We start from the raw sequence: 19,389 nt of genomic DNA on the forward strand, positions 1-19,389 counted from the left end.
CCGGACCCGCACGGCACAGACGCACAACCAGATCTGATCCAAGGCGGCCGGTCCGGTACACCCCTCCGGACCGGCCGGCCCCCACCACCCCCATCCGGTGCACCGCCGCCAGGGGAGCCCTCCGCTCCCCCACACAGACCGGAAAGACCATGGCTTCCACCACACAGACGCAGACACCACCGGCCCGGCCGGGCGGGCGCACCCGCCCCACGCCGACCGGTCGCCTCGGCGACAAGATATTCCTGGGCCTGTCACGGGGCTCCGGCATCCTGCTGCTCGCGATCATGGCGTCGATCGCCGTGTTCCTCAGCTACCGCGCCGCCATCGCCATCTCCAAGGACGAAGGCAACTTCTTCACCACCTTCGACTGGAACCCGGCAGGCAGCCCCCCCGTCTTCGGCATCGCGGTCCTGCTCTTCGGGACCGTCGTCAGCTCGATCATCGCGATGGTCATCGCGGTTCCGATCGCTGTCGGCATCGCCCTCTTCATCTCGCACTACGCACCGCGCAGGCTCGCCGCCCCGGTCGCGTACATCGTCGATCTGCTCGCCGCGGTTCCCAGCATCGTCTACGGCATCTGGGGCGCACTCGTCCTCGTGCCGTATCTCGAAGGCCTCAACCTCTGGCTCGACCAGTTCTTCGGCTGGACGTACATCTTCGAGAAGACCGAGGTCGGCGTCGCCCGCTCGCTCTTCACCGTCGGCATCCTGCTCGCGATCATGATCCTGCCGATCGTGACCAGCGTCAGCCGCGAGGTCTTCCTCCAGGTCCCGAAGATGAACGAGGAAGCCGCACTCGCGCTCGGCGCCACCCGCTGGGAGGTCATCCGCCTCTCGGTGCTTCCGTTCGGCCGCTCCGGCGTGATCTCCGCCTCGATGCTGGGCCTGGGACGCGCGCTCGGCGAGACGATGGCCGTCGCCACGGTCCTGTCGCCGAGCTTCCTCATCTCGCTCCATGTGCTCAACCCGGGCGGCGGAACGTTCGCCCAGAACATCGCCGCGAAGTTCGGCGAGGCCGACGCGTTCGGGCGTGACGCCCTGATCGCCTCCGGCCTGGTCCTCTTCGTCCTCACCCTGCTGGTCAACGGCGCCGCGCGGCTCATCATCGCCCGCCGCAAGGAGTACTCGGGGGCCAACGCATGAGCCACGCATCCACCAGCGTCCAGGACCGTCCGACGCCCGCACCGCCCGCACCGGGCAACAGCCTCAGCAGCCGTACGCTGCCCCGCCTGGCCCCGCTCGGCTTCGCCGCCGTGTCGATCGCCCTCGGCGTCGGCATCGGTGCGGCCGCTGGCTGGCACAGCCGCGTCCAGTGGGGCCTGATCGCCGCGCTGCTCTTCCTGACGATCTCGTACGTCGCGACCAGCGTCGTGGAGAACCAGCGACAGGCCAGGGACCGCCTCGCCACCAGCCTGGTGTGGGTGTGCTTCCTGATCGCCGTCGTCCCGCTGGCCTCGCTGCTCTGGACGACCGTCAGCCGCGGCTCGGGGCGCCTGGACCTCTACTTCCTGACCCACTCGATGGCCGGTGTCCTCGGCTCCGAGGCCAGCGGCGGTGTCTACCACGCCCTGATCGGCACGCTGGAACAGGTCGGCATCGCCACGGTGATCTCCGCCCCGCTCGGCCTGCTCACCGCGGTCTACCTGGTGGAGTACGGCAAGGGCCCGCTCGCCAAGGCCGTCACCTTCTTCGTCGACGTGATGACCGGTATCCCGTCCATCGTGGCCGGCCTGTTCATCCTCTCGATCATGCTGATCGCGGGACTCGAGCCCTCCGGCCTGATGGGCGCGCTGGCCCTGACGATCCTGATGATCCCGGTCGTGGTCCGCTCCACCGAGGAGATGCTGAAGCTCGTACCGAACGAGCTCCGCGAGGCCTCCCTGGCGCTGGGCATCCCCAAGTGGCGGACCATCCTGAAGGTGGTCCTGCCCACCGCGATCGGCGGCATCGCCACCGGCGTCATGCTCGCCATCGCGCGGATCGCCGGAGAGACCGCACCGATCATCCTGCTGGTCTTCGGCAGTCAGCTGATCAACCCGAACCCCTTCGAAGGCGCCCAGTCCTCACTGCCGTTCTACATCTACGAGCAGTACAAGATCGGCGAGACCGCGTCGTACGACCGCGCCTGGGCCGCTGCCCTGGTCCTGATCGCCTTCGTCATGATCCTCAATCTGGTGGCCCGCGGCATCGCCCGCTGGAAGGCCCCGAAGACCGGCCGCTGAGGCCGCGGAAAGCAGTGATTCAGATGGCCAAGCGCATCGACATCAGCGGCCTGTCGGCCTACTACGGCGCCCACAAGGCGATCGACGACATCTCCATGACCGTGGAACCCCGCTCCGTGACCGCCTTCATAGGCCCGTCCGGCTGCGGCAAGTCCACCTTCCTGCGCACCCTGAACCGGATGCACGAGGTCACCCCCGGTGGCCGCGTCGAGGGCAAGGTGCTGCTGGACGACGAGGACCTGTACGGCTCCAACGTCGACCCGGTCACCGTGCGCCGCACGGTCGGCATGGTCTTCCAGCGCCCGAACCCCTTCCCGACCATGTCGATCTTCGACAACGTCGCGGCGGGCCTGCGGCTGAACGGCAAGTACCGCAAGAGCGCCCTCAACGACATCGTGGAGAAGTCGCTGCGCGGCGCCAACCTCTGGAACGAGGTCAAGGACCGGCTGAACAAGCCCGGCTCCGGCCTCTCCGGCGGTCAGCAGCAGCGACTGTGCATCGCCCGCGCGATCGCGGTCGAACCGGACGTGCTGCTGATGGACGAGCCGTGCTCCGCCCTCGACCCGATCTCCACCCTCGCCATCGAGGACCTGATCGGCGAGCTGAAGGAGCGCTTCACGATCGTCATCGTGACGCACAACATGCAGCAGGCGGCCCGCGTCTCGGACCGCACGGCGTTCTTCAACCTCGCGGCGGTCGGGATGCCCGGCAAGCTCGTGGAGATAGACGAGACGGAACGCATCTTCTCCAACCCGTCGGTCCAGGCCACGGAGGACTACATCTCCGGCCGCTTCGGCTGATCCCCAGACGGCCTTGAGGTGCTGCATGGCGGTGCCACCACAAGGCAGAGGTCCGCCCCGCTCTCCGAGAAGAGAGCGGGGCGGACCCGTTTCGGCCGGTTCGAGCGCGTCCGGCGCCTGAGGACGGAGCGCCCACCGGGCACACCCGGCAACAGCTCACCCGCCCCGCGCCACCGTCAGCCGAACAGCAGCACGACAACCCCGTAGCTCGCCGCGGCGACCAACGCTGCGGCCGGCATCGTGATGAACCAGCCCAGGATGATGTTCTTGGCGACACCCCAGCGCACCGCGTTCACCCGCTTCGTGGCGCCCACACCCATGATCGCCGAGGTGATGACATGCGTCGTCGAGATCGGCGCGTGGAACAGGAACGCCGAGCCGAACATGATCGACGCCCCCGTCGTCTCCGCGGCGAAGCCCTGCGGCGGGTCCAGCTCGATGATCTTGCGGCCGAGCGTCCGCATGATGCGCCAGCCACCCGCGTACGTACCCAGCGACAGCATCAGCGCGCAGACGAGCTTCACCCAGACCGGGATCGGGTCGCTGTACGTCTCGTGGCCCGAGATGACCAGGGCCATCACCACGATGCCCATCGTCTTCTGTGCGTCCTGCAGACCGTGACCGAGCGCCATGCCCGCGGCCGAGACCGTCTGCGCGATCCGGAAACCGCGCTTGGCCTTGTGCGGGTTGGACTTCCGGAACATCCACATGATGGCGACCATCACCAGATAGCCGACCACCAGGCCGATCACCGGCGAGATGAACATCGGGATGACGACCTTGTCGAGCACCCCGCTCCAGTGCACCAGCGTCCCGCCCGCGAGCGCCGCGCCGACCATGCCGCCGAACAGGGCATGGGAGGACGACGACGGCAGGCCGAAGTACCAGGTGACCAGGTTCCAGATGATCGCGCCGACCAGCGCGGCGAAGAGGATTCCCATCCCCTTGTCGCCCTCGGGCGTCGCGATCAGGCCCTCACTGACGGTCTTGGCGACCCCGCTGCCGAGGAAGGCACCGGCGAGGTTCATCACCGCTGCCATGGCCAGTGCCGCACGCGGGGTGAGCGCCCGGGTGGAGACCGAGGTGGCGATGGCGTTCGCCGAGTCGTGGAAGCCGTTCGTATACGTGAAGCCGAGCGCGACGCCGATGGTCACGACCAGTACAAAGGTGTCCACGTGGTTCAGGACTCCTTGACCGCGATGGTCTCCACCGTGTTCGCGACGTGCTCGAATGCGTCGGCGGCCTCTTCCAGCACGTCCACGATCTGCTTCAGCTTCAGCACCTCCATGGCGTCGTACTTGCCGTTGAAGAGCTGGGCGAGCAGCTTGCGGTGGATCTGGTCGGCCTGGTTCTCCAGGCGGTTGACCTCGATCCAGTACTCGGTGAGGTTGTCCATGGTCCGCAGGTTCGGCATGGCCGCGGCGGTCAGTTCCGCCGCCCGTGCCAGAACCTCGACCTGCTGCTCGACACCCTTGGGGAGCTCGTCGACCTGGTACAGCACGACGAGGTCGACTGCCTCCTCCATGAAGTCCATGATGTCGTCGAGCGACGATGCGAGATTGTAAATGTCCTCGCGGTCGAACGGCGTAATGAAGGAGGAGTTCAGCTGGTGGAAGATCGCGTGGGTGGCGTCATCCCCCGCGTGCTCCGCTGCCCGCATACGCTCCGCGATCTCGACTCGGGAGGCAGAATCCGCCCCGAGCAGTTCCATCAGGAGTTTCGAGCCCGTGACGATGTTGTCCGCAGACGCGGAGAACATGTCGTAGAAGCTCGTCTCCCTGGGGGTCAGACGAAAGCGCACGTGGGGTCCTCGGGGTGCTTTGGATTCGGTCAGGCTGATGCTAGGCGCATCATCCGGCCACGGCTAACCGGCATTCTTCAGTGTCGCGCATCAGGCACAGTGATCAGCACGGGGCCCCGGTCACGTTTCAGCTGAATTCGTTAAGATATACCCACCAGGGGTATATAAACGGCAGGGTAAAGGGAAAACGGGAGGCAGCAATGACCACCACCGAGGCCACCGGGGCGGCCCAGTCGCCGGACGCCGCGGCCGCCGGGACCCCGGCGGACGCCACGGTTCCCGCGGACGCGATCGTCACCGATCATGACCGGGGCATACACGGCTACCACCACCAGAAGGCGGAGCACCTCAAGCGCCTGCGACGCGTCGAGGGCCAGATCCGCGGCCTGCAGCGCATGGTCGACGAGGACGTCTACTGCATCGACATACTCACCCAGGTATCGGCTTCCACCAAGGCGCTCCAGTCCTTCGCACTCCAGCTGCTTGAGGAGCACCTGCGCCACTGCGTCGCCGACGCGGCGGTCAAGGGCGGCGAGGAGATCGACGCGAAGGTCGAGGAGGCCACCAAGGCCATCGCCCGGCTGCTGCGCACCTGAGACCCCGGTACGCGCCACCGCCCGGACACCGGCGCCGGCCCTGTCACCCGCTGCCGCACCGGCCGGGCCGGGCCCCCTGTCGCGGGCCCGTCACCCCGCCCCCGTCACCCCCGGTGGTCTCCCTGCCGGGGGACGGTGGTGCGTTCGGTGATCACCTTGACGTCGAGCACCTCGTCGATGCGGTCCGCACTGAGCCGTTCCCCGACCGCCGCCGACGCCGCGATCATGAGCTCCCCGCACAGCTCGATCTCGGCGAGTGCCACATGGTCCGATACGGTCCGTGCGCTGAGCGTCACCACGTCACTCACCTCTCACTGCCGTCGCCGACTTCCTAGGGTAGGGAGCGCACCACACCCCGCGCATGGCACGGACGGACCATTTCGCCTCGGTCAGATGCCTAAAAGCTGCCGTTCGGATCACGCCGGGCTCGCGGGGTCCCGGGCCGTCGGCAGCGGTCACGGCTGCCGCCCCTGCTCGATCTCACCGGTGTAGATGTCGCGCCCGTCCGGGATCGGTACGGAGACCGGCACCCCGAACCCGTACAGCAACGTCGTCGACACCACCTCCACCGCGGGCCCCTTGTTGGCAAAGCTGAACCGGTGGCGCACCTTGCGCAGCCGCCCCTGCTCGTCCAGATAGGCGTCGAACGGCACCGTGTCCGTGCGGAACCCCTTGGCCGCCGCGGTCAGCGCACCCCGTGAGGGAGCCGATGCCTGCCGCGCGGCCCGCCCGATGTCCGTGGTCCCCCGGTAGTGCCGCACCGTCACCCCGGCCAGATCGGTCTCGCCCACATACGTCACCGCACGCACCCCGCGCAGCAGCTCCGCCGCGGCCATCGGATCGGTCACCCCACCGGTCACCAGATTGCCGTCCGCCAGGCCCGTCGTGTCGATCCTGACCCACTTGTCCTTGGGCACCCCGGCACCGCGGTTCATCATGTAGAGCGCGCCGGGGGCCAGCAGCTCCGTGATGGGCAGGTGCTCCTCCTCGCCCGCGGCGTCCTGCGGCAGCACGACCCTGAGCCGGCCGGTCCGGGTGCGGAAGTCGTACGTCCCCCTGCCCCTGATCGTCACCCGGGTGCCGCCCGCCGCCGTCTCCATCGACGTACTCACCTTGGCGGTCGCGGCCGCGGACCGCTTCCCCGCGTCCGGGTTGCCCGTGTCCGGTTTCCCCGCGGCGGACTCGCTGCCGGTTCCCGTCCCGGCGAGCACCTCCGCCGCCCGCCGCACCGCGCCGACGGCCCCGACGCCGACCCGGTCGTCGGCCGCGGCCCGGTCCCCGCCACCGCCCGAGCAACCGGCGGCCGCCGCCATCACGCCCATCACGGCGAGGGCACACACAGCGCGCGCCCCGCCTCCGGATCTGTGCTGCTGCACCACCATCGCCTGCCAACCCCCAACGCCGTGCCGCTTGCCCGAGCCCCCCACCCGTTCCGGATAACGACCGCCCCTGTCCCCCGTAACGCCGCTCGCCCACCCCTCACCACCGGACGGCCCCGCCCAGTACCGTGGACGCGTGTACGACCAACACACCGCCGAGGTTCCACCGGCCGTCCCGCCGGCCCGGTCCGCCCACGAACCCACCACCGTCGAACGCGGCTCGTTCTGCACCGCCCGATGCGGCTGCGGCTGGTCAGGACCGGCCCGCAGATCCCGCGACCGGGCCCGCGCCGACGCCGCGGCGCACCGCGCGACCCCCTGACCCGGCCGCCCGCCACGCCCCACGAGGACCCGTCCCCCCACCCCGGAGGTCCGATGACCCTGCCGAACCGGCGCACCGTCCTGAGCGCGGGCGCCGCCGCCGTACTCACCGGCGTCACCGCCACCGCCTGCGACGACACCGGTTCCGGCACACCCACCGGCGGCTCCACCCCGGCCGCGCCAACCGTCACCCCGACGGCAACCGGCACGTCCGCGGCCCCGTCGACGGCCGCACCCTCCGGCCCGGCGGACTGGTCCGCGCTGGCCAGGAGCCTCGACGGATCCCTCGTACGCCCCGACGACGCGGCCTACCGGACGGCCCGTCAGCTCTACAACACCCGCTACGACGGCCAGAAACCGGCCGCGGTCGCCTACGTCAGGCACGACGCCGACATCCGCGAGTGCCTGGCCTTCGCACGGCGCAGCTCCACTCCCGTCGCCATCCGCAGCGGCGGCCACTCCTACGCCGGCTGGTCGAGCGGCAACGGCAGGCTCGTCGTTGACGTCTCGTCACTCTCCCGCGTCGACCGGAACGGCACGATCGGCGCCGGGGCCCGGCTCCTCGACGTCTACCAGGGCCTCGCCGCGCACGGCGTGACCATCCCCGGCGGCTCCTGCCCCACGGTCGCCATCTCCGGCCTCACCCTCGGCGGCGGTCACGGCGTCGCAGCCCGCGCGTACGGCCTGACCTGCGACAGCCTCACCGCCGCGACAATCGTCACCGCAGACGGCAAGACCCTCACCGCCGACGCCACACACCACTCGGACCTCTTCTGGGCGCTGCGCGGCGCGGGCAACGGCAACTTCGGCGTCGTCACCGAACTCCGCTTCCGCACCCGTCCCGCCCCGCAGACCGTCACCGCGTACATGTCCTGGCCGTGGTCGCGCGCCCGGTCCGTCATCACGGCCTGGCAGGAGTGGGGCCCGGACCAGCCGGACGAGATCTGGTCCTCCGCCCACCTCGCGGCGGGCCCCGGCGGCGGCAACCCGACCGTGTCGGTCGCGGCCTTCAGCCTCGGCACGTACGGCGATCTGCAGAACGCCGTCGACCGCCTCGCCGACCGGATAGGCGCCCCGGCCTCCTCGGTCTCGCTGCGCCGCCGCAGCTACCAGGAGGCGATGCTCGTGTACGCGGGCTGCTCCGGCATCACCGATGCCCAGTGCCACCTGCCGGGCACCACGCCCGGCCGCACCTCGCAGGGCACGCTCCAGCGCGAGACGTACGCGGCCGCATCCGACTTCTACGACCACTCACTGCCCCCGGCCGGCGTCCAGGCCCTCCTCGACCGGACGCAGGCCTTCACCCGGCTCGACGCGGACCAGGGCGGCGGGGGTTCGATCGCGCTCACCGCGCTGGGCGGGGCCATCAACCGCGTCGACCCGCAGGCCACGGCGTTCGTCCACCGGCGCTCGCGGATGCTCGCCCAGTACATCGGCGCCTGGCGCTCCGGCACCTCGGGCAGCACACAAAAGAACTGGCTGAAAGACACCTATTCCGCGCTGCGCCGTTACGCATCCGGAGCGGCGTACCAGAACTACGCGGACCCGGCGCTGACTGACTGGCGGGACGCGTACTACGGCACGGCGGCCGCCCGTCTCGGCGATGTGAAGAAGCAGTACGACCCGGACGGCTTCTTCACGTTCCCGCAGTCGCTCTGAGCGCGTAGCGCTGGGCGCTGGGCTACGCGTAGCGCTGGGCTACGAAAGCGAACGGCCGCCGCCCCCACCGGGCCGGAAACCGCTCTCGCGGTGACCGGCGCCGGAGGGAGCGGCGGCCGCGAAACACCTCTGCGTCCAAGGGCCCTCACGCACCTGCACCCTCAGGCCCCTGCACCGTCAAGCACCTGCACCGTCAGGCATCTGCGTCGTCAGGCGTCTGCGCACTCTTACGCCGCGAGCCCTTTCTCGCCATCCCCGCCGCCGCCCGATCCGGGCCGCGGCTCGGGAATCCCGAGCGCCTCGCCCCGGCTCCCGGCCCCTGCCACCGACAGCGGCCGGCGCGACCGCACGAGCCGGCCCACCCGGGGAGACCGCGAGACGGCACCCACCAGGGGCGTCAGCAGCATCATCGCGAGCGGCGCGAGAAGCAGCGCGGCAGCCGTACCGAGGGCGAAACCGCCGATGACATCGGTCGGGTAGTGAACGCCCATGTAGATCCGGCAGAAACCCTCCAGCACTGCGAGCCCGATCGCCGCGATGCCGAACTTACGGTTCGCCACGAAGAGTCCGACGCCGAGAGCCATCGCCATCGTGGCGTGGTCACTCACGAAGGAGAAGTCGTTCTTCCCGTCGACCAGGACCTCCAGCCCCTGGTGATCCTTGAACGGACGCGGCCGTTCAACGAATCCGCGGATCGGGATGTTGATGAGCAGTGCGATCCCCGCAGCGAGCGGCGCCCAGACGATTCCGGAGACAGCCGTCACCGAATCCTCGAGTGAGCCGCGCCGGCGGACGCTCCACCAGCACCACAGGACCACCAGGACCATGCCGAGCATGATCCCGTACTCGCCGATGAACTCCATGACCCGGTCGAACCAGGTGGGAGCGGACTTGGCAAGCCCGTTGATGTCGTAGAGCAGGCTGACGTCGGGGTTCGACCCATCCAGTGCGAGTCCAGCCATCTGCCGCGGCCCCTTGCCTTGTCTGCTGTTGGTACTGCGGCACACGCCCATGTGCACCGCTCTGACGAACCCCCGTGTTCGCTTCGATCACGTACGTGGGACGACGCTCGGTCAGTGGCTGCGGCCCCGGTCCAACCAGAGAACGACGCGTTCCACGCGTACGTTCCACTCTCCACCGAATGATCACCATGACGTTATCGAAGAGTGACTCATCGTCGCAGCTCAGGGCCCAGGCTTCACAGAGAGTTCCGGCCACCGCCGCCCATCGGTCAGGCCGCCGGCTGCGTGGTCGGAAGAGCGGCGGCACCGTCCTTGGTGACGCGTGTCGCACCGAAGTAGTCGGGCGAGTCGATCTTGTCGAACCGGATGACGGCACCGGTGTACGGGGCGTTGATCATGTACCCGCCGCCAACGTACAGGCCGACGTGGTGGATGGCCCGCGAGTTGGCCAGGTCGTCGGAGAAGAACACCAGGTCACCGGGGAGCAGCTCGTCGCGCGAGGGGTGCGGCCCTGCGTTGTACTGGTCGTTCGCCACCCGCGGCAGCTCGATGTCCACCGTCCGGTACGCGGCCTGCGTCAGCCCCGAACAGTCGAACCGCCCACCCTGCTCCGGCGTGCCGTTGCCGCCCCACAGGTACTTCGTACCGAGCTTCTTCTGCGCGAAGTAGATGGCGCCCGCGGCCTGCTGCGAGGGCTGCACCCGGCCCACGGGCTTGGCGAAGCTCTTCTCCAGGGAGCGGATGATCTTGACGTAGTTCTCCGTCTCCGCGATACGCGGGACCCCACCCGACTTGATCACCCGGTACGCGCCGGCGTTGTAGGCGGCCAACATGTTGTCGGTCGCGTCCCCCGGCACCTTCTTTACGTACCCGGCCAGTTCGCAGTCGTACGACGCGGCGGACGGAATCGCGTCAGCGGGATCCCAGACGTCACGGTCGCCGTCGTTGTCCCCGTCGATCCCGTGCCCTGCCCAGGTCCCGGGGATGAACTGCGCAATGCCCTGCGCAGCGGCCGGACTCGTGGCATCCGGGTTCCAGCCGCTCTCCTGGTAGAGCTGGGCGGCCAGGAGGGCGGGGTTGATGGCGGGACAGAGATTGCCCCACTTCTCCACAAGCGGCTGGTACTTGGCCGGCACGGCCCCCTTGGCCAGCCCAACGGCCCCGCCGCCACCGCCCCCGAGGCCGGCGGCGGCGGAGTACGTACCGACGACGAGCAACGCCACGAAGCACATGGCGGCCCCGACGCCGATCCCACCAACCATCCAGAATTTCCGCACCCCTCAACCATCCCCCATCGGGGACGGGTTCATGGGTGGTTTCGACGGTGTGTGCGAGTCATTGGGGTCACTGATGGGTCATCAGGGTGCCCCGGCGGACCAGAAGGCGGAGTGGACGTTGGGGCGGGGCAGCGGGTAGACGCCCTCGTAGGACGGGCCGTTGGGCGGCGTTGTCGACTCGACCACTTCGGACTCTTCCACGCAGGGGCTGTCCACTTCGAAGAAGACTTGGCCACCCCCTCCAACACTCAGAGTGACACCGAATCCATCGCTCGTCTGAGCGTAGATCGCAGGGAGATCCGGATCCCTGTTCACCGCCTTGATCCTGTACCCGTTCTTTCGCCAGAAGCGATCCACCACACCTAGAAAGCTGCCGCGACGACCATCGGACACAATTGTCATAACAACGCGCATACGCGATACGTCACAACTCCCAGCACTCGTAGGGCCATGCGCCCATTGCACTCCCGGTTTAACTTCTTCCAAAACAGCATCGAGGATCCTGTCCGCACGATCTGCCGCAGTTTGCATATCCATTTTTGCGTGCCCATCCCCACCAGACAAACCATGATCATCTCGGCAACTCGACAGAGATAGACATAACAGCAGCACACCAAACAACCCCAACCTGCGGCATCTCATCGAGAGGCCTCCATCTTGACCTTGTCGGCCCGCCCAACGGTGATCAAAGCGATACTGTCTGCCGACATAGCGTCTCGCTGGGGGTCGAAATACTGCGAGTGCGCATCAATGGAAACCCCATTGCCGCCAACAAGCCGAGGCCCCTCGTCCACCGGAAAACGCCTGGCGCCGAATGCCTTACTCGCAGGGTCCTTGCCAAACCAGAGATCGTCATCCCCTTGGTCAGCGATCTCACCCAGGAGATAAGCACCGGCCGGCCCTGCCGCTGCCCAACCCGCAGCGCCGACAGCACTCTGCCGCTTGGACGGAAGCTTGGTCACGATATCGTTCTCTGCCGCACCGACGAAAACGTGATCCTTACCCACCCCGAGGTCCTCTGCTCGATCTACGCCAACTCCGGGACTTCCGACCAGAACGATGTCGTCAACCCCTGGAATTCCACCCCTTTGCTGCGTGGCAGCCCCCACAGTACGCGAGCCGTACGAATGCCCAATTGCGGTCATGTGTAGATCCCCATTCTCATTCGTGGCCGAAATGCCACCCATAAATTGATTAAAGGCGCCTCCACCTGTCACGGCCCGTTCATCCCTCATCACGTCAAGGCTGCCAAATCCATCCGGAGTTTGCGGCGCGTCGTAGCCCAGCCAAACAATCGCCGCACTGGAATGGTCGTACTTATTCGCCCCCTTGGCGGTATCCCGAGCACGCTTGAGGTCATTTCGCGCAAAATCCTCATCCAACGACGTATTCAACCCCGGCACATAAGCCGAAACATTGCGCGCCGTATCCGGATTCCCGAACGAAACAATCGCGCGTCCGTTCCCCTCGTCCCCGATGCCGAGCAAGTACATCGGCGGCTGCCCATCCGCCCGCAGCTGCCGGTCGATCTCCCGCAGCCCCGCCAACTGCGTCTCCGCCCCCGCATCGCCCCGCCCCTCCAGCTTGCCGATCAGCAGTTGGAGGTTTTCGCGGTTCGCCGCGTCACGGACCAGGGCGGGGATGCCGTCCAGGTTGCCGATCTGGTCCGGGTAGACCGCGAGGTACTCCTCGCGCTGTTCCTCCGTCAGGCCCGCCCACCACGCCCGGCGCGCCGCCGGAGTCGCATCGAGCGGGATGCCCGCCTTCAGGTAGCCGCGCGCCGCGTCCCGTACCGCTGCGGCGTCCCCCGCCGCGTCCGTCCACGTCCGGTCCGGGACCTTCAGGCCCTCCTCGGCCTTCAGCTTTCGCAGGATTCCGGCGAACCGCCAGTCGATCTCGGCCGCCGTCCGCACGGCTTTCGTCACCCGGTCCGCGATGTCCTGCGCCTTGGCCGCGTTCGGGTTCGGGGCCACCAGCCCCGACGGCGGCAGCAGTCCCGGCGCCGCCCCCATCGACGCCGTGCCACCCGCCAACGGCTTCCCGTCGATCAGTCCCTCCCCGGCCTCCGGGTAGGTCACCGAGCCGTCCGCGTGCACGGTGAACCTCAGCGCCTCCGCATCGTCCAAGGCGTCCCGCAGGACACGTTGCTGGGCTCTCATCTCGTGGGCGAGGCTGTTCAGTGCCGTGCGGACCAGGCCGCACTCCGTGTACACGTACTGGAGGTTCCGTCCCAGCTGCTGCAGCCTGCCCACCGCCGCGTCCGCCGCCGCGCCCTGCTGGGTCTCGCGCAAGCCGTTCAGCAGTTGCTTCTCGATCCGGTCCCGCCCGGCGTCGGCGCGGTTGCTCGCCTTTCCCCATCCATCGGCCGCGCCCTCCAGCTCGGCGCACTTCAGGTCCCGTAACTGGCCCCAGGTCAGCGGGGAGGCCTGCGGCGTCAACGCTCGACCCCTCGCGTGCGCCTCGCCACCGGTGCGAAGGACGACTTCACGGTCTCGTTCGTCTCGCCCTGGGCCCGTGCGACAGTCCGCAGGTTTCCGGCCAGGGAACCGCACTCCCGGCGCGCGGACTCGAAGCGCCGCTCCCACGACTCCCGGACGGTCCCCAGCTCAGCAAGCGCGCTCAGCCCCGCCGTACCGGCGAGAAGGCCCTCGTGCGCCACCGCCAGCTCCGTCCTCACCGGCCCTAGGTGCGCGGCCATCCCCTCCGCGCCGCCGGCAGCACGCACCCACACCCCGTCGCTGTGCCGAAGCTGATCCCCACCAGACCCACCAGATCCACCAGCCCCGCCAACTCCGCCGGCTCCACCAGCCAGATCGCTCAGCCTCTGCCGCCCCCCGGGCTGCCCCACAACGGCCATACCGCTCACCCCGCTCCTTGATCGTGGAGCGGCACTGTGCCAAACCGGGCAACCGCGACACGCCGCAGGCCCGGAGGCAGGGAGCGGGCAGTCCCCCTGTTCCCCGGGCCCCCCAACGGGGCGCCATCACCCACGGATCACCCGAACGGTGGACCGGGGCACCGCGCCCTACGAGCCGTACGTCCTCGGGTCCACCGTGGCGAGCCGGTGCAGTACGGCCGCCGCACGCTCCTTTGGCGCAGTGCCGTCGTCAGGGATGTGCCACAGGTAGTGCCGCGAGGAGCCGTCCTCCCCGGCGTACAGCAGGGACAGCGCCGTACGGTCCCGGTCCCGGAAGTCCGTGCCGACCCAGCCCAGCCGCACGTCCCAGCGGGAGAGCAGTTCCGGCCGGTCACGCAGTCCGACGGCGATCAGCCGGGCGACCCTGCGGGCCGGCCACGTCCACGAGTGGTCACTCTCGGCGCGGGTGACCTCGGCGTCGTACGCGGCGGCATCGAAGCGGTACTCGGGGAGTTCGCGCGTATGCAGCGGCGACGACGGTGGCGGCGGCGGGCAGCGCCAGTCGGACCAGACGACCTCGTCGCCGTCCCGCCGGATCGTGACGTGGAGCGCGCCGCAGCACCCCTCGGTGCAGTGCGCCTCCGCGAGCTGCACCTCGTGGGGTTCCTCCGTGGCCCGCAGCCTGCCGCTGTCCAGCAGCCACTCCGGGGGGTGCGCGGCACCCCGCCCGAAGAACTCGGGCACCAGCGGACGGCCGTCGATCAGGAGGCGGACCTCCACGGTGTCCGGCTCCACGGGGTCGCGCACCACGGTCTCGATCCGCAACCGTCCCGCCGGTTCCGTGAGACGGCGGAACGGCTGCCGTGCCGCGCGCCGGGCCCAGTCAATCCGTCGGCGCTCGGCGACCCCGCCAATACCGGGGCCGGTACCGGGGCGAGAACCGGTATCACCGACATCACCGGCATCACCGACTTCGGCGTGCAGCACAGCGCGGTACTCCGGCCGGCTCAGAACCGCGTCCAGTTCCTCCAGCAACTCCTCGCACACCCCAGGCCCCCACGCGTGCAGCCTGCTCGGACCGCTGTGCAGGTCGAGGGCCGCGGAGAGCAGGATCCCGTAATGGTCGAGAGTGGGTGTCAGGTCTCCGGCGCACGCCACGACCGCCTCGTACGTGCGGACGGCCTCCGGGTAGAGAAGGATCTCGGCCCAGTCGCCGCGCAGGCTCGTCATCCGGAACAGCAGCCACCCGGTCTGAGCCGCCAGCCCGGCGTCCACCGGCCCGTCGGCCGCAAGGAGATCGGCGGCCCGGACGGCCTCCGCGATCCTGCGCGCCGTCTCGGGCGCCACGGTCCCCGGTTCCCGGGGCACCGCGAGCAGCCACCCCCGGACGGCGGCATCGTCCCCCGCCACCAGGGCGTCGACCAGGCCACGCAGTGCGGACGTCTCCGCGTGATGGCCGAGCCACACCAGAGCCCCGGCCGGCCGGTCGATCGCGTCGAGGGCACGCACGGCGGGGCCGACGAGAACGCGCAGCTGCCCGAGGATCCTGAGATACGGCACGTCCTCCGGCTCACCGAGCCGGGCGAGGAGAGAAAGGCCGACGCACACGGCCTCGGAAGTCGATCCCGCACGCGTGAGGCACCGCGCGAGGGCACGCGCCCTGGCCTGGTCCTCCAGCACCAACTCGGCGACGACGCGGTGGATATGGCCGGGCCGGACGGCCTCGGTGAGTTCGGAGAGTTGACGCTGCAGCCGTTCGGCGGCCCGAACCGGGTCGGGGGCCAGGAGGAGAGGGCCGAGCAGATCGGTCAGCGCCGCCCGGGTCTTCGCCCAACTACGGCTGCCCTGACGCTTCTGCTCAGAGGGATCGGGAAGCTCGTATCCCTTCCCGGGGACACGGCCTTCGGGCTCCGCGCGGTGGAGGCGCAGGGCGTAGGAGTACAGCGAGGGCCGGGGAGTGAGCGCACCGCGCACTTCCGGGGCGCTCAACGGGCGGGGTGGTTCTCGATTCCGCGAGTTCCATACGTCATACGACGGAGTCTGGCAGGCCCGCCCGCCACCTTCCAGCGGATTTCACCGCCGTCCGACCGCCGCAAGCCGCCGCCGCCGCCGCCCACGAACTCCTCCGGGCCACTGCGAAACGCCTCGAACCACCCCGGGAACGGGCCCCCACATCGCACCCCACCCGCGATGGGCACACGATCAACCGCGCCCCGGCCCGCCCGGCAGGAAGAATACGGGCGCATGAGCCATTCACAGCCCGCCCGCGACGAGTCCGCGTGGCACCGGCCGATGGTCGCCCGCCTCGCCGACGAGCAGCATCGCACCGCGACCATGGATCCTCGTGGTGCAGGTCGGCTGGGTCGTACGCCTCGCCCTGCCCGAAGGAAGCGGACTCGCGACGTTCGCGGTCCTCGTGGTCGCCGAGATCGCCGTCCCCGTCTGGGCCGAGCGGGCGGCCGTCACCACCTGGCACCCGCACCACATCGCGGAACGGTACGGCCTGTTCACGCTGATCGTGCTCGGCGAGTCGATCACCGCCGCCACCGGTGCCGTACACGCCTCCCTCGACACCCACGCGGCTCTCGGCGACCTCGCCGCGCTCGTCGTCGGGGGGATCCTGACCGTCTTCGCCCTGTGGTGGCTGTACTTCGCGCAGAACGCGCCCCAACGGCTCACCACCCTCCGCGTCGCGCTCCTCTGGGGCTACGGGCACTACTTCGTCTTCGCGTCCGCGGCCGCCGTCGGCGCCGGCCGCGCACTCAACGTGTCCCACGCCACGGGCCACGGCCACCTCTCCGACCACGCGGCGGCAGCGGCCTACACCGTTCCCGTCGCGGTCTTCATCGCCCTCGTGTGGCTGTTGCACCACCCCACCCCGGTGCGGCCCGACACCGCCGACATCGTGCATCCGGTCGCGGTCGCCGCCATTCTCGCCGCAACGTTCACGCCTTCGCCCGTCCTCGTCACGGGCATCCTCGCCGCGCTCCTCATCGCCGCGAAACTGAGCCTCTCCGCACGCGGCACCACGAAGGCGGGAACCGCCCAGGCGCCGCGCACATCGCCCTGATCGACGCCGTCGCCCGCTACGGACCGACGCTCAGAACCGGCCTGGCCGGCCTGCCCCCCACCCGGTCACGGGACAAGCTCGCAGCGAAGTCCGCGAAGTCAGCGAAGTCAGCGGGTGCTGCGGGCCGCCTGCCCCGGCAGGGCGATGCCGTGGGCCTGGGCGACCTTCCCCGGGCGCAGGGTCCACGGCACCGGTGAGGTGTCGGTCAGCCAGTCCTCGGCGACGATCCGGTGCACGACGAAGCCGCGCAGCGACCGCGACAGCTTCCAGCCCAGGCCCTTGCACAGCTGGCTGTAGGAGGGGCCGTGCCCGTGTTCCGCGCGGAAGGCGGCGGCGAAACCCGCGGCCTGCGGACCGCGGTCGGGGTGCCCGTCCTCCCAGGCGTCGTAGGCGGTGAGCACGGACCGGGGGGCGGGGATGCCGGCGGGGGGGTACATGAACGCCTTCGCGACCCGTCCGGTGGAGAACCGGCACAGCGGGCAGTGCTCGACCGCCTCCACGTGCCGCCGCAGAGCGGGGCTGGCACCGGACTTCCACCCGTCCCACTCGGCCGGGCTGATCTGCCCCGGTTCGGGGGCGGAAGGCGTCCGGCACGCTTCGGCGCGCTCCTCTTCCGCGATCTCGGCGGGGGTACGGAACAGGCCCGCGAGGTGGCGCACCACCGGGTCGAGCCGGTACGTGTCGCCGGAGAGTTCGGCGAGGAACCCCTTGACGGCGAGTTCGGGCACGGCGGCGCGGCAGGCCTCCGGCAGCTGGACCGGGATCTGCCCGTGGAGCTCGGAGGTGCTGTGGGCCGCCAGGAACAGGGCGGCCAGCCGGGTGGCCGGCGACGCCTTCCTGACCGGCTTCGCGATCCGCGCGCGCATGGCCCACCCCGACACCCGCGACCGTGTCCCCTTGCCCAGGGGCAGCGGGTGGTCCGTCTCACGGCTCATGTCCGGGACCTTGATCCCCACCGGGATGTCCTGGTCCCCGTCGACCAGCGAACCGGGCACCTGCCATCCGACGGCCTCCAGATCGGCCACGGCCCGGCGCGGGTCCTCCAGCTTCAACGAGCGCAGGTCGGTGCCGGTGACGTTACCGACGCCGCCCCGCGCGGCCCGGATGGCCACGACGACGGCAAGGAACTGCGCGTCGACGGACGCGAGCGGCAGTTCGACCACGTACGAGAGAAGCGCGCGTGCCGCCTCCCCCTGCCGTGTGGTCAGCAAGAAGGGCGGCAGGACGGGTTTCATGGACGGTGAGGCGGCGGTCTCTTGCGAGATGACAGTCTTGGGCACATCTCTCCTAACGCGGGGCGGCCGTCGAGGTCACGGGCAATGTCGCGCCCGGTCGAAATTCCGCACCTGACAACCTTAGTGAGACGTGATGTCTCCCGGCCTCCGACGCGAAGGCAATCACCGGACGCGAAGGCGGTCACCGGTCGGCTCGATGGCCACTGGTCGAGTCGACGGGGGTTCTGGTTGCATGGTGCGCCATGGATGCCATAGCCACGAGCGTCATCGCGGTCCTCGGTACTCTGCTGGGCTCGACGGTCACGCACGTCTTCCAGCAGCGATCCGCGCGGCGCACCGAGGCCAATGCCCAGCGGGAGCGACTGCGTCAGGGACGGCTCGACGTCTACGGCACGTACGCCGGACTGCTCGTCGACTTCCGCCAGGCCATGCTGCACCACTGGTTCTGCGTGCACGAAGGCCGCGACCCGGACGACGAAGTCTCCCTGCGCAACCGTTCGTTCGAGCTGCGCTCCACGACACAGCACGCCCTCTTCCAACTCCAGCTGATCACCGCCGAACCCCCGCTCATCGCCGCCGCGGTCGAGGTCTTCTCGGCGGTCGGCAGGATCAACCGCGCGGAGGACCTCGATGACGTCGCGGCCCGGCGGGCGGCGACCCGGAACCTGATCGACGCCTTCGTCGGGACTGCACGCCGACACGTCTGAGGACAGGGGCGGACCCGGGAACCAATGCGTCCCTCAGTTCCGGACAGCCGACGGGGCGGCCGCGAGATATCCGGCATGGAGCTGTCCGGGAGAAGGACTTTTCCGAATCCTTCCCGCCCCCGACATCGAATCACACATCTCGTACGGGATATCCCGACCCGGAAGTCACTCTCCCTCAACTCGGTTGTTTCATAGCCCCATTCGCGGGATATCCCGCCGCCTCCCTCTCTCGGCCAGAGTGACAAGGGTTGAACGACGAGTACCGAACGGCACCTGTCCGAACGGGGGAGAAACGAGATGAGGATCCAACAACGCATTGCAGGGCCGCTCACCGGAACAGCTCTGCCGGCAGGCGCGTTGGCCGACACGGCCGCGCCGGCCCGGGCCTGCGGCCCGAACCCGGCGGTACGTACTTCCGGCGCGACCCCGGAAGTCACGCCGTCAAAATGGTCCTCCGCGCGTGGTCGGTTCATCGGCAAGGCGGAGTTCCATCCGTACGACGAG

Annotated in this window: 18 protein-coding genes and 1 pseudogene; 8 read left to right on the forward strand and 11 right to left on the reverse strand. The window is 69.4% G+C overall.

Annotated features, from left to right (window positions below; genetic code table 11):
* Window positions 1-149: 149 nt before the first annotated feature.
* From pstC to pstB, 3 genes are read left to right on the forward strand one after another with little or no spacing between them, the layout of a single operon-like run.
* A complete protein-coding gene (pstC, locus tag OG322_RS16600) occupies window positions 150-1,142 on the forward strand; it encodes a phosphate ABC transporter permease subunit PstC (RefSeq protein WP_123460649.1) in 993 nt (330 codons plus the stop codon).
* Window positions 1,139-2,221, forward strand: coding sequence for a phosphate ABC transporter permease PstA (pstA, locus tag OG322_RS16605; protein ID WP_124284607.1), 1,083 nt, complete (start codon window positions 1,139-1,141; stop codon window positions 2,219-2,221). Before pstC ends, pstA begins: the two co-directional genes overlap by 4 nt.
* 23 nt (window positions 2,222-2,244) lie before the next feature.
* Entirely contained in the window at window positions 2,245-3,021 is a 777-nt protein-coding gene (gene pstB, locus OG322_RS16610) for a phosphate ABC transporter ATP-binding protein PstB (protein ID WP_123460647.1), read from the forward strand.
* Between the two features lie 176 nt (window positions 3,022-3,197).
* On the opposite strand, the gene OG322_RS16615 is transcribed toward pstB, so the two are convergent.
* Together OG322_RS16615 and OG322_RS16620 are read right to left on the reverse strand one after the other, a co-directional pair.
* Window positions 3,198-4,196, reverse strand: a complete 999-nt coding sequence (locus OG322_RS16615) for an inorganic phosphate transporter (RefSeq protein ID WP_123460646.1) — start codon at window positions 4,194-4,196, stop codon at window positions 3,198-3,200.
* Window positions 4,197-4,201: 5 nt separating this feature from the next.
* Window positions 4,202-4,822, reverse strand: coding sequence for a DUF47 domain-containing protein (locus OG322_RS16620; RefSeq protein WP_024493297.1), 621 nt, complete (start codon window positions 4,820-4,822; stop codon window positions 4,202-4,204).
* A 200-nt stretch (window positions 4,823-5,022) separates the two neighbouring features.
* Between OG322_RS16620 and OG322_RS16625 the strand changes: the two genes are divergently transcribed.
* A complete protein-coding gene (locus tag OG322_RS16625; RefSeq protein WP_123460645.1) occupies window positions 5,023-5,418 on the forward strand; it encodes a metal-sensitive transcriptional regulator in 396 nt (131 codons plus the stop codon).
* A gap of 104 nt (window positions 5,419-5,522) precedes the next feature.
* On the opposite strand, the gene OG322_RS16630 is transcribed toward OG322_RS16625, so the two are convergent.
* Complete coding sequence (locus tag OG322_RS16630) at window positions 5,523-5,717, reverse strand: hypothetical protein (protein ID WP_123462240.1); 195 nt, start codon at window positions 5,715-5,717, stop codon at window positions 5,523-5,525.
* A gap of 156 nt (window positions 5,718-5,873) precedes the next feature.
* Window positions 5,874-6,800, reverse strand: coding sequence for a hypothetical protein (locus tag OG322_RS16635; RefSeq protein ID WP_329306594.1), 927 nt, complete (start codon window positions 6,798-6,800; stop codon window positions 5,874-5,876).
* Window positions 6,801-6,933: 133 nt separating this feature from the next.
* On the opposite strand from OG322_RS16635, the gene OG322_RS16640 reads away from it, so the two are divergent.
* Together OG322_RS16640 and OG322_RS16645 are read left to right on the forward strand one after the other, a co-directional pair.
* Window positions 6,934-7,119 carry a hypothetical protein gene (locus OG322_RS16640; RefSeq protein WP_123460643.1) on the forward strand — a complete coding sequence of 62 codons (186 nt, stop codon included), beginning with the start codon at window positions 6,934-6,936 and terminating at the stop codon, window positions 7,117-7,119.
* A 53-nt stretch (window positions 7,120-7,172) separates the two neighbouring features.
* A complete protein-coding gene (locus tag OG322_RS16645) occupies window positions 7,173-8,777 on the forward strand; it encodes an FAD-binding oxidoreductase (protein ID WP_123460642.1) in 1,605 nt (534 codons plus the stop codon).
* A 227-nt stretch (window positions 8,778-9,004) separates the two neighbouring features.
* On the opposite strand, the gene OG322_RS16650 is transcribed toward OG322_RS16645, so the two are convergent.
* The 6 genes from OG322_RS16650 to OG322_RS16675 form a co-directional block, all read right to left on the reverse strand.
* Complete coding sequence (locus OG322_RS16650; RefSeq protein ID WP_123460641.1) at window positions 9,005-9,739, reverse strand: phosphatase PAP2 family protein; 735 nt, start codon at window positions 9,737-9,739, stop codon at window positions 9,005-9,007.
* A 269-nt stretch (window positions 9,740-10,008) separates the two neighbouring features.
* Complete coding sequence (locus OG322_RS16655; RefSeq protein WP_164494367.1) at window positions 10,009-11,001, reverse strand: C40 family peptidase; 993 nt, start codon at window positions 10,999-11,001, stop codon at window positions 10,009-10,011.
* Between the two features lie 96 nt (window positions 11,002-11,097).
* The gene (locus OG322_RS16660) at window positions 11,098-11,553 is read right to left on the reverse strand and encodes a hypothetical protein (protein ID WP_123460639.1); all 456 of its coding nucleotides are present in this window, start codon (window positions 11,551-11,553) and stop codon (window positions 11,098-11,100) included.
* Between the two features lie 101 nt (window positions 11,554-11,654).
* Window positions 11,655-13,454, reverse strand: coding sequence for an alpha/beta hydrolase (locus tag OG322_RS16665; protein ID WP_329306595.1), 1,800 nt, complete (start codon window positions 13,452-13,454; stop codon window positions 11,655-11,657).
* The gene (locus tag OG322_RS16670) at window positions 13,451-13,693 is read right to left on the reverse strand and encodes a hypothetical protein (RefSeq protein ID WP_329306596.1); all 243 of its coding nucleotides are present in this window, start codon (window positions 13,691-13,693) and stop codon (window positions 13,451-13,453) included. Before OG322_RS16670 ends, OG322_RS16665 begins: the two co-directional genes overlap by 4 nt.
* A 348-nt stretch (window positions 13,694-14,041) precedes the next feature.
* Window positions 14,042-15,862 (reverse strand): hypothetical protein, encoded by a 1,821-nt coding sequence (locus OG322_RS16675; RefSeq protein ID WP_329306597.1) that lies wholly within the window; start codon window positions 15,860-15,862, stop codon window positions 14,042-14,044.
* Between the two features lie 349 nt (window positions 15,863-16,211).
* Here OG322_RS16675 and OG322_RS16680 point away from each other — a divergent pair.
* Window positions 16,212-16,943: pseudogene (locus OG322_RS16680) on the forward strand (low temperature requirement protein A); the annotation flags it as partial.
* Between the two features lie 107 nt (window positions 16,944-17,050).
* On the opposite strand, the gene OG322_RS16685 reads toward OG322_RS16680, so the two are convergent.
* Window positions 17,051-18,223: a hypothetical protein gene (locus tag OG322_RS16685; RefSeq protein WP_311316949.1), complete on the reverse strand. Its 1,173-nt coding sequence runs from the start codon at window positions 18,221-18,223 to the stop codon at window positions 17,051-17,053.
* A gap of 197 nt (window positions 18,224-18,420) precedes the next feature.
* On the opposite strand from OG322_RS16685, the gene OG322_RS16690 reads away from it, so the two are divergent.
* Complete coding sequence (locus tag OG322_RS16690) at window positions 18,421-18,885, forward strand: hypothetical protein (RefSeq protein ID WP_123460636.1); 465 nt, start codon at window positions 18,421-18,423, stop codon at window positions 18,883-18,885.
* The last annotated feature ends 504 nt before the right edge of the window (window positions 18,886-19,389 follow it).

Origin of the sequence: Streptomyces sp. NBC_01260 (assembly GCF_036226405.1) — a bacterium.
GTDB classification, from domain to species: Bacteria; Actinomycetota; Actinomycetes; order Streptomycetales; family Streptomycetaceae; genus Streptomyces; species Streptomyces laculatispora.

What these genes read in the sequence shown, in the direction of transcription:
- OG322_RS16625 (WP_123460645.1), top strand. Translation starts at nt 5,023, where the DNA reads ATGACCACCACCGAGGCCACCGGGGCGGCCCAGTCGCCGGACGCCGCG.
- OG322_RS16635 (WP_329306594.1), bottom strand. Translation starts at nt 6,800, where the DNA reads ATGGTGGTGCAGCAGCACAGATCCGGAGGCGGGGCGCGCGCTGTGTGT.
- OG322_RS16690 (WP_123460636.1), top strand. Translation starts at nt 18,421, where the DNA reads ATGGATGCCATAGCCACGAGCGTCATCGCGGTCCTCGGTACTCTGCTG.
- OG322_RS16645 (WP_123460642.1), top strand. Translation starts at nt 7,173, where the DNA reads ATGACCCTGCCGAACCGGCGCACCGTCCTGAGCGCGGGCGCCGCCGCC.
- OG322_RS16650 (WP_123460641.1), bottom strand. Translation starts at nt 9,739, where the DNA reads ATGGCTGGACTCGCACTGGATGGGTCGAACCCCGACGTCAGCCTGCTC.
- pstB (WP_123460647.1), top strand. Translation starts at nt 2,245, where the DNA reads ATGGCCAAGCGCATCGACATCAGCGGCCTGTCGGCCTACTACGGCGCC.
- pstA (WP_124284607.1), top strand. Translation starts at nt 1,139, where the DNA reads ATGAGCCACGCATCCACCAGCGTCCAGGACCGTCCGACGCCCGCACCG.
- pstC (WP_123460649.1), top strand. Translation starts at nt 150, where the DNA reads ATGGCTTCCACCACACAGACGCAGACACCACCGGCCCGGCCGGGCGGG.
- OG322_RS16655 (WP_164494367.1), bottom strand. Translation starts at nt 11,001, where the DNA reads ATGGTTGGTGGGATCGGCGTCGGGGCCGCCATGTGCTTCGTGGCGTTG.
- OG322_RS16660 (WP_123460639.1), bottom strand. Translation starts at nt 11,553, where the DNA reads ATGGATATGCAAACTGCGGCAGATCGTGCGGACAGGATCCTCGATGCT.